Origin of the sequence: Planosporangium spinosum (assembly GCF_049999945.1) — a bacterium.
Lineage (GTDB): Bacteria > Actinomycetota > Actinomycetes > Mycobacteriales > Micromonosporaceae > Planosporangium > Planosporangium spinosum.
The window spans coordinates 57,767-70,827 of the sequence record NZ_JBLYUB010000010.1; the positions used below are offsets into that span (position 1 = coordinate 57,767).

Consider the following 13,061-nt stretch of genomic DNA (forward strand, 5'->3'; position numbering starts at 1 on the left):
CGACCCCGGGCCGGGGACGGGAGGCAGTCATGCGGATCCGGATCCGCCGGAGTGCGGCAGCCCGGACAGCGGGCAGGGCGGCGGTCGCCGCGATGGCCGCCGCCGTACTGGTCAGCGGGGCACCGGCACCGGCTCCCGCCGCGGCGGCGCCCGACCACGCCGCCCGGCGGTCGGCCGGCCACCCGGCCGCCCGGCAGCCGACCCGCCACACGGTCACCTTCGACCGGTACTCGCTGATGATCGACGGTGAGCGCACCTACGTCTGGTCGGGCGAGTTCCACCCGTTCCGGCTGCCCAGCCCCGACCTGTGGCGCGACGTCCTGCAGAAGATGAAGGCCAGCGGGTACAACGCCGTCTCGTTCTACTTCGACTGGGGCTACCACTCGCCGAAGCCGGGGGTCTACGACTTCACCGGCGTGCGCGACATGGACCGGCTGCTCACCATCGCCGAGGAGACCGGCCTCTACGTCATCGCCCGGCCCGGCCCGTACATCAACGCCGAGGTCGACGCGGGCGGCTTCCCCGGCTGGCTGACCACTCAGGCCGGCAGGGCGCGCAGCGACGCCCCCGACTACCTGGCCGCGGTCGACGAGTGGCAGACCCACATCGATGCGATCATCGCCCGTCACCAGCTCACCGACGGCGGCGGCTCGGTCATCCTGTACCAGATCGAGAACGAGCTGGCCGCCACCGGCACCTCGCAGTACAACTATCTGCGGCACCTGTACGACACGGTGCGCGCCGACGGCATCACCGTGCCGATCTTCCACAATGACAAGGGCCGCAACGGCTTCTGGGTACCCAGCAGTTCGACCGTGCCGGGCACCGTTCCCGGCCCGGTCGACCTGTACGCCTTCGACGGCTACCCGGGCGGCAGTTGCCGTACCGACGGCACACCCGGCAGCCCGAACGCCGCACCCGACTGGGGCATCCACGGCCCCGGCGGCGGCAAGGGCGGCGCGACGGCCTCACCGGAGACGCCCGGCTTCGTCGCCGAGTTCGGCGGCGGCTGGTTCGACTACTGGGGCAGCAACGGCACGTACCCGTGTACGGCGGTCCGCGAGGGGCCCGGGTACGAGCGGGTCTTCTACGGCACCAACATCGCCAACCGGCTGTCCATCCAGAACTTCTACATGACGTTCGGCGGCACGTCCTGGGGCTGGCTGCCCGCCCCGGTCGTGTACTCGTCCTACGACTACGGCGCCGCCATCGACGAGGCGCGGCAGCTGCGGCCCAAGGCCGCGACGATGAAGGAGCTCGGGTACTTCCTGCAGAGCGTCACGCCGATCACGAAGGTCGACCGGGGCGACCCGGTGACCCCGTCATCGACCGCCGTGCAGGTCTACCACAACGTCAACCCCGACACCGGTACGCACGTCTACTTCGCGGTGCACAACCCGTCCAGCGCCACCACCGACGACACCTTCACGTTCCCGATCGCCACTGTGGACGGTACGTACACCGTGCCGCTGCGACTGCGCGGCCAGGACGCCAAGACGCTGGTCGCCGGGTACGACGTCGAAGGCAACCGCCTGGTCTACTCGACCTCCGAGATCATGACGCACCTGAACGGCCTGCTGCTGTTGTACGGCCGCGACGGTGAGGCCGGCGAGACCGTGCTGCGCTACCCCTCCGCGCCGACGGTACGAGTGCTTGCCGGCAACGTCACCAGCCGGTTCGACCCGGCGACCGGGGACCTCCGGCTGACCTACCCGCACACCGGCCTGGCCCGGGTACGGATCACCGGCGGCGGCCGGTCGCCGCTGACCCTGCTGCTGGCCGACCAGACCACCGCGGACACGTTCTGGCGGCAGGACACGGCGGGAGGCCCGGTACTGGTACGCGGGCCGGAACTGGTCCGCACCGCGCGGGTACGCGGGGAGAGGCTGGACCTGACCGGCGACACCAGCACCGCCTCCGACCTGGAGGTCTGGGCGCCCCGCCGGATCGACGAGGTCACCTGGAACGGCGCGGAGATCCCGGTCGGCCGCGACGGCTCCGACAGCCTCGTGTCCCGGCGACCCCTGCCCGGCCCGAAGCCGGTGACCCTGCCCGACCTGTCCACGGCCACCTGGCGCTGGTCGGCGGAGTCGCCGGAGGCGGCGCCCCCCTTCGACGACTCGTCCTGGGCCGTCGCCGACCGGACCACCACCAACAGCACCACCAGGCCGCCGGCCGGCCAGGTCGTGCTGACCGCCGACGACTACGGGTTCCACCACGGCGACGTCTGGTACCGGGGCCGGTTCACCGGCGACGCGCCGGCGAGCGTGAGCCTGCGGTACGGCGGCGGGGGAGCGGGCCTGCTCCAGGCCTGGCTCGACGGCACGTACCTCGGCCAGCACGTCCTGCCCACCGGTGTGGCGTCGCCGCCGACCACCGGTACCGCCTCGTTCACCGTCCCGCCGGCGCTGCGTACGTCCGGCGACCACGTCCTGTCGGTCATGGTGCGCAACGACTCGCACAACGAGGACGGCGGCGTCAACGACGCCCACAAGGAGGGCCGGGGACTCATCTCGTACGCGTTCGACGGTGCCACGCGGCCCGCGGTCACCTGGAAGGTGCAGGGCAACGCCGGTGGCGAGGACATCGCCGACCCGGTCCGGGGCGTGGTCAACAACGGCGGCCTGTACGGCGAGCGCAGCGGCTGGTACCTGCCCGGCTTCCCGGACCGGTCCTGGGCGACCCGCTCGGTGCCCGACACCGCCGCTCCTGCGGGCACATCGTGGTACCGCACCGGGTTCGACCTGCGCGTACCGTCCGGTGTGGACGCCTCGCTCGGGCTGGCGATCGGTGACCCGTCGACGCCACGGTCCGGCGGCCACTACCGGGTGCTCATCTTCCTCAACGGCTGGAACCTCGGCCAGTACGTCGCCGACGTCGGCCCGCAGCACACGTTCGTCCTGCCGACCGGGGTACTCCGGCCGGACGGCCGCAACACCCTGGCGCTCGCGGTGACCAGCGACGGTGGTCCGGCCGACGCGCTGGAGTCGGTACGCCTGACCGACCTCGGCACGGTACGGGGCGGGGTGCCGGTACGCCCGGTCCCGGCGCCGGGGTACTCCGGGCGGTAGTCCACGTGACGGGGCGCCGGTACCGATGACCGGTACCGGCGCCCCGGCGCTGCCAGGTCAGCTCACCTTTCCGGTGCCCGAGTTGCTCTGCACGTTGCTGATCACGGACGAGGTCGCGTCCAGGGAGAAGGAGTACGGCGGGTTCGTGAAGCTCCCGGTACGGGTGATGTCGTTCGTACCGCCGCCGAAGTCGTTGCCGGACTGGTTGATGTACCCGTCGGTCGGGCTGTCCCCGGTCGTCTCGATCGGCGTCGAGACGCTGCGGAAGACGTTGTTCTGGGCCAGGCCCTGCGCGTTCATCCGGGTGTGGATCGCGCCGCTGCCGTTCGAGTAGTAGTTGTTGTAGAAGTGCCCGGTGCCGAAGCGCAGGCTCGGACCGCGGGTGTTGAAGTTGTAGAAGTAGTTGTGGTGGTAGGTCACCCGCAGGTGGCCGGTGTCCTCGCTGGCGTTGCTGTCGCTGTGGCCGACCAGCGAGACCTTGTAGTGGTCGTGCAAACGGTTCCAGGAAACCGTCACGTAGTCGGCGGCGTGGGTGATGTCGACCAGACCGTCGTAGTAGTCCTTGCCGTTGTTCATGTCGCTGGACAGGTCGTTGTGGTCGACCCAGACGTGGGTGCTCTGCTGGATCGTGATCGCGTCGGTGCCCTTGGCCTTCGAGATCTTCAGGTTCCGGATGATCACGTTGTTGGCGTTCTTGACCCGCAGGCCGCCGCCGGTCAGGCCGGAGTTCGCGCCGACGCCGACCACGGTCTTGTCCGAGGTGATGTCCACCTGGCCGGACAGCGAGATGGTGCCGGAGATCTGGATGGTGGACTTGCCGGACGCCTTCGCGGCGGTCTGCAGCGCCGACAGCGAGCTGACGGTCACCGTGCTGCCACCGGCGCCGCCGGTGGTGCCGCCGGACAGCGAGGCGTACCCGTCGGCCGACGCCGCCGCGAGGGCGGGTGCCGGTGCGAGGGCGGGTGCCGGTGCGAGGGCGGGTGCCGGGGTGGCGGCGGACGCGGCCGGGGCGGTGGCGAGGGCGCCACCGGTGACGGCGGCGACGGCCGCCGTGATGAGCAGGGATCCGCGTGGGTGCTTCATCGTTCGTGCGCTCCGATCGTGAGGTGTGGCGGCGTGGCCGGTCGTCGGCCGCCGGTCGGTGTGGGTGCGTCGCCGGTCGGTGTGGGTGCGTCGCCGGTCGGTGTGGGTGCGTCGCCGGTCGGCGCTGGCTGCGCCGGTCGGTTTGGGGTCGCCCCGGCTTGGCGTGGGCCGGTCCGCCGCTTGTCGATGGCTTGGAAAGCGCTTTCCTCTCGGTCAGAGCAATATACATTGACTTAGATTGATGTATAGGCCGACTGGAAACGTTTTCCGAATGCTGCAATTGCGCGATGCTGGGCCGGTCACCGCAGCCCGCCCGGGTAGCACCGTCCGGGCGCCGGGCGCCGGGCGCCGGGCGCCGGTTGCCGGTGCCGGTGCCGGTTGCCGGGCGTTGACCGCCGGTCGCAGGGCGCCGGTACCTGGTCGTCGGTCACGGGGTGTGCGGGCTGCGCTGTAGGGAGCACCGGTCGCGCGTGGGTCGGTCGCGCGTGGGTCGGTCGCGCGTGGGTCGGTCGCGCGTGGGTCGGTCGCGCGGGGTTCGACTGTGGCGTTATGGGCGCTTTGTACCGTTAAGTCGGCCTGTAGGTGCCATCCCGGCGGTGGTGATCGAGCGGTGGCGATCGGCTGGACCTGCGGAACCGCAGCGGACGACTAGGCTGCTGAGGGTGGAGTGGTCACGCGCCGCAGGCGGGAAACGGGCCATCGGGAAACGGGCCATGCCGTGACAGACAGGGTCGACGTCGTCGTCCACCGCAGCGCCGATCATACGGTCGTCGCCGCGAGCGGCAGCATCTATTTCGACACCCACGAGGCGTTGAAGGAGACGCTGCTCGCGCTCGCCGCGGAGGAGAAGCCGCACATCGTTCTCGACCTCAGCGAGGTCGACCTGTGCGACTCGAGCGGCCTCAACATGATGGCCCAGACCCACCTCGTGGCGACCAGCCAGGGCGGCTGGCTCCGACTCGCCGGGGTGCAGCCGATCGTCCGGCAGGTGCTCGACGCCACTCATCTCACCCGCATGCTGCCGCTGTACGGCACCGTCGCGCAGGCGGTGGCAGGCGCGGAGTAGGTGCTGTCTGCGCGGTCGGTCGGGCCGGTTTCTCGTAGATCTTGGAAACTCTGGCACCAATATTGGTGCCCAACTTTCCAAGATTGGAAGGTAATCGCGACCGGGCACGCCCGTCATTGCCTTCCGCTGGTGTCGATGATCGAACAGGCGGACTCCGGCCGTCGCCCGCGTGGGCCGGCGGTGTGGAGTGACCGGATCGTCCATGGTGGAGGCGACCGCGCCGGCCGGCTGCGGTCGCGACCGGCTGCCACGCGACCGGCTCGGCCACGGGACCGGCTCGGCCACGCGACCGGCTGCCACGCGACCGGCTCGGCCACGGGACCGGCTCGGCCACGCGACCGGCCGCGGCCACGCGACCGGCTCGGCCACGGGACCGGCCGCGGTCACGTGGCCGGTCGTCGTCACGCTACCGAGAAGCCACCGTCGACGAAGATGGTCTGGCCGGTGACATACCCGCACGCCGGGCTCGCCAGAAACACCGCCAGGCCGGCGAAGTCCCCGATCAGCCCGTTGCGGCCGACCATCGTGCGGGCCGAGGCCGTGGCCACCCGTGCCGGGTCGGCGAAGAGCGCCTCGTTCATCGGCGTCTCGACGACCCCGGGCGCGATCGCGTTGCAGCACACGCCGTACCGCGACCACGCCTCGGCCTGCGAGCGGGTCAGCCCGGTGAGGCCGGCTTTCGAGGCGCCGTACCCGCCGCTGTTGCCGAAGGCGCGGACGGCCTGCTGTGACGCGAGGTTGATGATGCGACCCCAGCCGCGCGCGGCCATACCGGGGCCGAAGCGCTGCCCGAGCAGGAACGGCGCGTCGAGGTTGACCGCGAAGATACGGTCCCAGTCCGCCACCGTGAGCTCCGCCAGCGGTGGGCGCGGGTTCACCCCGGCGGAGTTGACCAGGATGTCGGGCTCGCCGAACAGGCCCGCCGCCTCGTCGGCGGCGGCGGCGAGCGCCGTACGGTCGCTGAGGTCCACCGCCACGTACCCGGCACGGGGCAGTGTCTCTGCGGTCTCCCGCAGCCGGGACTCGTCCCGGGCCAGCAGGACGACGCTCGCGCCGGCGAGGCCGAGCGCTTCCGCGATGGCCCGTCCGATGCCTGAGTTGCCGCCGGTCACCACGGCCACCCGACCGTCGAGCGAGAAGAGACTGTCGAGGTAGCCCGTCATCGTTCCTGCCTTTCGCTGGTCGCCCGCAGGGCCGTGAGCAGAAGGTCAAGACCGTACGCGTACTGGTCATCGTGGTAACTGGCCCGGGCAAGGGGCGCGGCGAGGGCGGCCATGGTGGGGTACCGGTCGGCCGGCAGCCGTTCGAGCGCGGCGCGGCCGACGGCCGCCGGCTCCACCCGTGGTGAGGTCCACGCTGCCGCACCGATCGCGTAGTGCAGGAGGGTGAGGTGGGCCCGGGCGGCGTCGTCGGGGGAGAAGCCGGCCTCGACCAGTACCCGGAGCTGCGCTTCGGCGGCGCCGGTCGGTGCGTGACCACCCAACGGTCGGGCGACGAGCAGGGCGACCAGGCTCGGGTGCTCGCGCAGCGCCCGGTGGAAGGTCAGGTTGATCTCCCGGATGTGCTCCCACCACGGCCGGTTCTCCGCGGCCCGGTCGGGGTCATGCCCGCCGGCCTCACTCTGCGCCGGGATGCTGGCCTCGTCCTGCGCCGGCGTGCCGGCCTCGCCCTGCGCCGGCGTGCCGGCCTCGCCCTGCGCCGGGATGCTGGCCTCGCCCTGCGCCGGGATGCTGGCCTCGCCCTGCGCCGGCATGCCGGCCTCGCCCTGCGTCGGCGTGCCGGGCTCGACGCCGGGCAGCCGGGCCAGCCCGTGCTCGCGGGCAGCGTCGAGAATGTCCTCCTTGGTGCTGACATGGGTGTAGAGCGCCATCGGAGCGACGCCGAGCCGGGCGGCGAGGGATCGGATCGTCAGAGCCGCCACCCCGTCGCGGTCCATCAACTCCAACGCGGCGGCGGCGATCGTGCTCCGGTCGAGCGTGTGCCGCGGTGCGCGGGCCCTGCGTTGCGTCATGGTGGTCGTCCTCACAGTCAAGCTAACGTACTTAGTACGTTACTGTGACCGGCATGCGCGCCATTCAGATCTCTCGTTACGGCGGCCCGGAAGTGCTCGAGTCCGTCGAGCTGCCGGAGCCCGTACCCGGGCCGGGCCAGATCCTGGTCGACGTGGTCGCGGCCGGCGTCAACTACGCCGACACCCACCTCGCCGACGGGTCGTACCTCAGCAGCCCCGAGCTGCCCTTCGTGCCGGGCTCGGAGGTGATCGGTCGCACGGCCGACGGCCGCCGCGTCATGGCCCTGCTGGGCGGTGGCGGCGGGTACGCCGAGAAGGCGGTCGTACCGGCCGCGCTCGCCGTCGACGTGCCGGAGTCGATCGCCGACGGCGAGGCGCTCGCCCTGCTCGTCCAGGGCCTGTCCGCCTGGCACATGCTGCGGGTCAGCGCCCGGCTGGCGGCCGGCGAGACCGTCGTGGTCAACGCCGGTGCGGGCGGCGTCGGGTCCCTGGCCGTCCAGTTGGCCAAGGCGTTCGGCGCCGGCCGGGTCATCGCCACCGCCTCCACGCCCGACAAGCAGAAGCTCGCGCTGGACCTGGGCGCGGACGTCGCCGTCTCCGGCGACCCCGACGGGTACGCCGAGCGCGTCATCGAGGCCAACGGCGGCAAGCGCGTCGACGTGGTCCTCGACCCGGTCAGCGGTCCGGTGTTCGACGCCGCCCTCGGCACGCTCGGGCAGTTCGGCCGGCTCGTCACGTTCGGCGCCGCGTCCCGGCAGGTCGCCCAGCCGGTCGAGCCGGCCCGCCTGATGAAGCGCAACCTGTCGGTGATCGGGTACTGGCTCAGCCCCGCGCTCGCCGTACCGGGCATGTTCGCCCCGCCGCTGGCCGAGCTGTTCGAGCTGGTCGCCGCCGGTCGGCTGCGCCCGGTCGTCGGCGGCGAGTACCCGCTGGCCGAGACCCGCCGGGCTCACGAGGACCTGTTGGCGCGCCGGACCACCGGCAAGCTGATCCTGCGACCGTAGAGGGAGGGCCGATGTCGGTCGAATCCGTGCTGTACACCGCCGCCGCCACCGCGCGCGGTGGCCGGGACGGCCGCGTCACCAGCGACGACGGCCAGCTCGACCTGCGCGTGGCGCCGCCGAGGGAACTGGGCGGACCCGGCGGGGCCACCAACCCGGAGCAGTTGTTCGCCGCCGGGTTCGCCGCCTGCTTCCACAGCGCGCTCATGCTCGTGGCCCGGCAGGCGAAGCAGGACGTGACCGGCTCGTCGGTCACCGCCCGGGTGGGTCTCGGCAAGCTCGCCGGCGACGGAGGGTACGGCCTGAGCGTCAACCTGGTCGTGGAGCTGCCGGGGGTCGCCCGCGACACGGCCCGGGAACTGGTCGCGCGGGCCGACGCGGTCTGCCCGTACTCCAACGCCACCCGTGACAACATCACCGTCACGCACGAGGTGACCGGTACCGCGTAGGCCGGAGCCGCGTAGGCCGGCACCGGTCTACGCGGCGCAACTTCCGGGAAGTTGTGGTCTCCGGGTGGGGCTGATACCACAACTTCCCGGAAGTTGCGTCGATCATGGCCGGGCCACGACCACGCCGTTCCTGGGCGGGGTCAGATCCAGCGGCCGCCGAGCCACATCCGGGCCGACCACTCCGCGTACGTGATGGCCTTCCCGGTGTAGATCGGGTAGAAGTACGCGAAGCACAGCGCCACGAGGACCACGTACAGCGCCGCGAAGCTGGTGCCGAACAGGCGCCGGTCGGACAGTTGCCGGCCGGGTGCCTGGGGCGGGCCGATGATCGCGCCGAGCACGTACACCACCGCGAGGACGAGGAACGGCGTCGCCGGCAGGGCGTAGAAGTAGAACATCGTGCGGTCTTTGATCTCGTACCAGAACCAGGGCACGATGCCGGCGGCCGCGCCGAGCCCGATCGCCAGGGCCCGCCAGTCGCGCCGGGCGATGCCGATCCAGGCCAGCCCGACCAGCGCCGGCAGGAACGACCACCACAGCACCGGCGTGCCGAGCAGCAGCACCTCCGCCGAGCAGCTCGGCGCCCCGCACGAAACGTCCGCCTTGTAGTCGAACGCCACGGGACGCCCCAGCAGCAGCCACTGCCACGGCCACGACTGGTACCGGTGCGGGTCGTGCAGGCCGGTGTGGAACCGAAACGCCTGCGCGTGGTACTCCCACAGGTTCTGCAGCGCCCCGATGACCGGCAGTTCCCGCTGGTGGAGGTTGTTGGCGAGGTAGTGGCGGGCCCAGCCGTCGTCGGACAGGAACCACCCGGTCCAGGACGCGAGGTAGACGCCGACGGCGACTCCCACGAACGCCGCGACCCACCCCGCCTCGTCCAGGATCGTGTCCCGCCAGGGCCGGCGGACCCCGGCGGCGCGCCGGGTGCCGATCTCCCACAGGATGATCAGTACGAGGAACAGCGCGAAGTGCCACAGCGCGCTCCACTTGACCGCAGCGGCACAGCCGATCATCACGGCGGCCGCCAGGCGCCACCACGGCACGCCGGTGCGCGGCCGGCCCGCCCGGCCCGGCCGGGTCGGGTCGAGCCCCGACTCCATCGCCGCCAGCCACCTGGCCCGCCGCTGGTCGCGGTCGAGGATCAGGCAGGCGAACCCGGCCAGGACGAACGTCATCAGGAAGATGTCGAGCAGCGCGGACCGGGACAACACGAAGTGCATCCCGTCGAGGGCCAGCAGCAGGCCGGCGGCGCAGCCGAGCACGGTGGAGCCGAACAGCCGCCGCGCCAGCCGGACCAGGATCAGCACCGACAGCGTGCCGAAGACCGCCGCCCCGATCCGCCAGCCGAACTCGCCGTGGGTGAGCCAGCCGCCGTGCCCGTTCCGGCCGAACAGCCACTCGCCGGTACCGATGATCCACTTGCCGAGCGGCGGGTGGACCACGAAGTCGCCGGCGTTGTTCTCCGGGCGCCACTCGACGCCGTGGTCGAACAGTTCCTGACCCTCGGTCGCGTAGTACGTCTCGTCGAAGATCTTGCCGCGCGGGTGGGTCAGGCCGATCAGGCGTAGCGCCCCCGCGATCAGCACGACCACCGCGGTGGCCAGCCACGACCACGGGTCCCGGCCGACGCGGGGCAGCAGCCGCCGCCGCACCGACTCCGGCACGGCCGAGCCGGCACCGTCGCGGGACGGGTCTGCTGGCACGTCCGGATCCACAGTTGGGTTACCGGCGGTCACTATCATGCCGGTCGATCCATCGTCGGTCACTACACCCGAGCCCACGTGGCGATCGTAGGCTGCCCTTGCGAAACGTGCGCACCCCGACCACGAAGTGCGCCTACCCCGAACCGCGATAAAGGAGACGCCGAGTGGCCCTGATCCTGCTCGGCGCGCCGCTCGGAAACGTCGGCGACGCCTCAGCCCGACTCCGGGACGTGCTGGCCACCGCCGACGTCGTGGCCGCCGAGGACACCCGCCGGCTGGCCCGGCTGGCCCGCGAACTGGACGTCACGGTGACCGGCCGGATCGTGTCCTACTTCGAAGGCAACGAGCAGCGGCGTACGCCCGAGCTGGTCGACGCGCTCACCGGCGGCGCGACCGTCGCGCTGATCACCGACGGCGGCATGCCGAGCGTGTCCGACCCCGGCTTCCGACTGGTACGCGCGGCGCTCGACGCCGGCGTACCGGTCACCTCGGCGCCCGGACCGAGCGCGGTGACCACCGCTCTCGCGCTGTCCGGCCTGCCGTCGGACCGGTTCTGCTTCGAGGGCTTCCCGCCCCGCAAGCCCGGGGAGCGGCGCGGATACCTCGCCCGGCTGGCCGGCGAGCCCCGCACGCTGGTCTTCTTCGAGGCTCCACACCGGGTCGCCGACACCCTGGCCGACCTCGCCGCGGCGTTCGGCCCGGACCGCCCGGCGGCCCTGTGCCGGGAGCTGACGAAGGTGTACGAGGAGATCCGCCGGGCGCCGCTCGGTGAGCTGGCCGCGTCGGCGGTCGAGGACCCGCCGCGCGGCGAGATCACGCTGGTGGTCGCGGGGGCACCCGCCGTACCGGCCGCTCCGCCGACCACCGCGGAGCTGGCCGCCGACGTGGCCGCGCGGGAGGCGGAGGGTACGCCCCGGAAGGCCGCCATCGCCGCCGTCGCGGCAGAGCGGGGAGTACCCCGTCGGGAGGTGTACAACGCCGTCCACGCGCCCGGTGAGCAGCGGTGACCGCGGCTGCCGGTTAACCGGATCAGCGGCGACCGTGGCTACCAGGCGGCGGCGAGGACCCCGACGGCCAGCAGCAGCGGGCCGCCGACGCTCATCAGGTACCCGGTGACCCGGGCCCGCCGGGTCTCCAACCGCCCGGCCCCGGTCACCCAGCCGATGGTCAGCCCGCACAGCACGACCAGCGCGATGCCCACGATCCACCGCAGGTGCAGCGAGGAGGACGGGCCGGCGTACGCGATGCGTCCCTTGGCCGACACCATCCGCGCCGGTACCTGCGCGCCCGCGTGGTGGGCGTCGCGGGCCAGCGCGCTCACCGCCACCCGGTCCCGGGTGAAGCCGGCCGACGTGAACGTGCCGACGCAGCGTGCCTGAAGGCCCCCGCCGGCGCACTTCGTCACGGTCGCCGTACCGGTCTGGGCGTGGCCGACGGCCAGCCAGAACGGGTCGGCGCTGACCCAGCCGAAGAAGCCCGCCAGTAGCCCGAGCAGCAGCAGCGCGGCCAGGCCGACCGCCGGCGGCCGGGACTTTCTGGAGCGCCGGCGCGGCGGCCGCTGCGCCGGCCGCTTGGTCGTCGTCTTCCGGCCGCCCCGCATCATCTGGATCTCGGGTGCTTCCCAGGCGCCGTCCTTGCCCGACCTGGACCGGGCCTTCTCCGCCGCCCGCGCGCCGGTTGCCTCGTCGTCCGCCGGTGTGCCGGTCGCCTCGTCGTCCGCCCGCGCGCCGGTTGCCTCGTCGTCCGCCGGTGCACCGGTCGCCTCGTCGTCCGACCACAGCGGGAAGCCGCTGTCCTGGGCCGCCGGCGGTGCCTCCGCCACCACCGGGACGGCGGTCCGGGTACTGGCTGGCGCTTCGGCCGTGGCCGGGCGGGCCGGTGTCCCGGCGGCGGCCAGGGTCGCCGCTCGGGTGGTGGCGCGCCGGGCCGGTGCCCTGGTGACCGTGGCGTCGGTCGGGGACGGCGCCCGGGTTGGCTCGGCCGCGGCGGGGCGGGGTGGCGGCGTCTTCCCGGGCTCGGCCGCGGCGGGCCTGGCCGGGGCGTTTCCGGGCTCGGCCGCGGCGGGCCTGGCCGGGGCGTTTCCGGGCTCGGCCGCGGCGGGCCTGGCCGGGGCGTTTCCGGACTCGGCCGCGGCGGGCCTGGCCGGGGCGTTTCCGGACTCGGCCGCGGCCCGTCCGGGCGGAGTGCCGGCGGGCTCGGCCACCGGCCGGTCGGTACCGGCGGCCCGTGGAGCCTGCCGGGTGTAGGAGACCTCGGGCCCGCTGGGCCGGGCGTGCCGGCCGCTCCTGGCAGCCGCGCCCGCCCCGGCGGACGCAGCGCCGGCTTCGGGCGAGATGGGATCGGTGTCGCCGTCCCAGATCGACAGCCGCCCGGCCGCGGCGTCGCCACCGGTACGGGAGGTCGCCTCGCGGTGGGTCTGGGCCGCGGTGCCGCCGGTGTAGGTGGTGGCGCCGGTCCGGGCGGAGGACCGCTGCGCCCCGGGGTCGTTCATGCCGCGCCACCAGTCGCTGTTGGGGCTGGGAGCGGGCCACGGGCGGGCTCCGGCGGGAACGGCCGAGCCGGCGGTCGTCGCCGGGGCGGTGGCGTCATCCGGGACAGGCAGCGGCCGTGGTGTCACGTTGGGCACGGGATCGGTCACGGTCTTCATTGCACACCTACCGGCGGATATGACCAT

At 72.9% G+C, this 13,061-nt stretch carries 10 protein-coding genes; 5 read left to right on the forward strand and 5 right to left on the reverse strand.

Going from position 1 to position 13,061, the window contains the following annotated elements; genetic code table 11:
* Window positions 1–29: 29 nt before the first annotated feature.
* Entirely contained in the window at window positions 30–3,071 is a 3,042-nt protein-coding gene (locus ACNTMW_RS15535) for a beta-galactosidase (RefSeq protein WP_426634272.1), read from the forward strand.
* Between the two features lie 57 nt (window positions 3,072–3,128).
* Here ACNTMW_RS15535 and ACNTMW_RS15540 read toward each other — a convergent pair whose 3' ends face one another.
* Window positions 3,129–4,154, reverse strand: a complete 1,026-nt coding sequence (locus ACNTMW_RS15540; RefSeq protein ID WP_426634274.1) for a pectate lyase family protein — start codon at window positions 4,152–4,154, stop codon at window positions 3,129–3,131.
* 718 nt (window positions 4,155–4,872) lie between these two features.
* Between ACNTMW_RS15540 and ACNTMW_RS15545 the strand changes: the two genes are divergently transcribed.
* Complete coding sequence (locus ACNTMW_RS15545) at window positions 4,873–5,220, forward strand: STAS domain-containing protein (RefSeq protein WP_426634275.1); 348 nt, start codon at window positions 4,873–4,875, stop codon at window positions 5,218–5,220.
* Window positions 5,221–5,621: 401 nt separating this feature from the next.
* On the opposite strand, the gene ACNTMW_RS15550 is transcribed toward ACNTMW_RS15545, so the two are convergent.
* On the reverse strand, window positions 5,622–6,383 hold the full coding sequence (locus ACNTMW_RS15550) for an SDR family NAD(P)-dependent oxidoreductase (RefSeq protein ID WP_426634276.1): 762 nt from the start codon (window positions 6,381–6,383) through the stop codon (window positions 5,622–5,624).
* Window positions 6,380–7,231, reverse strand: coding sequence for a TetR/AcrR family transcriptional regulator (locus ACNTMW_RS15555; RefSeq protein ID WP_426634278.1), 852 nt, complete (start codon window positions 7,229–7,231; stop codon window positions 6,380–6,382). The genes ACNTMW_RS15550 and ACNTMW_RS15555 overlap by 4 nt, the downstream gene beginning before the upstream one ends.
* A 53-nt stretch (window positions 7,232–7,284) precedes the next feature.
* On the opposite strand from ACNTMW_RS15555, the gene ACNTMW_RS15560 reads away from it, so the two are divergent.
* Together ACNTMW_RS15560 and ACNTMW_RS15565 are read left to right on the forward strand one after the other, a co-directional pair.
* The gene (locus tag ACNTMW_RS15560) at window positions 7,285–8,235 is read left to right on the forward strand and encodes a quinone oxidoreductase family protein (RefSeq protein ID WP_426634279.1); all 951 of its coding nucleotides are present in this window, start codon (window positions 7,285–7,287) and stop codon (window positions 8,233–8,235) included.
* 11 nt (window positions 8,236–8,246) lie between these two features.
* On the forward strand, window positions 8,247–8,681 hold the full coding sequence (locus ACNTMW_RS15565; protein ID WP_426634280.1) for an organic hydroperoxide resistance protein: 435 nt from the start codon (window positions 8,247–8,249) through the stop codon (window positions 8,679–8,681).
* 140 nt (window positions 8,682–8,821) lie between these two features.
* Here the strand turns inward: ACNTMW_RS15565 and ACNTMW_RS15570 are convergent, their stop codons facing one another.
* Window positions 8,822–10,426: a dolichyl-phosphate-mannose--protein mannosyltransferase gene (locus tag ACNTMW_RS15570; protein WP_426634281.1), complete on the reverse strand. Its 1,605-nt coding sequence runs from the start codon at window positions 10,424–10,426 to the stop codon at window positions 8,822–8,824.
* Window positions 10,427–10,557: 131 nt separating this feature from the next.
* Between ACNTMW_RS15570 and rsmI the strand changes: the two genes are divergently transcribed.
* Entirely contained in the window at window positions 10,558–11,394 is an 837-nt protein-coding gene (rsmI, locus tag ACNTMW_RS15575) for a 16S rRNA (cytidine(1402)-2'-O)-methyltransferase (protein WP_426634452.1), read from the forward strand.
* Window positions 11,395–11,432: 38 nt separating this feature from the next.
* Here rsmI and ACNTMW_RS15580 read toward each other — a convergent pair whose 3' ends face one another.
* Window positions 11,433–13,025 (reverse strand): hypothetical protein, encoded by a 1,593-nt coding sequence (locus ACNTMW_RS15580; protein WP_426634282.1) that lies wholly within the window; start codon window positions 13,023–13,025, stop codon window positions 11,433–11,435.
* Between the last annotated feature and the right edge of the window lie 36 nt (window positions 13,026–13,061).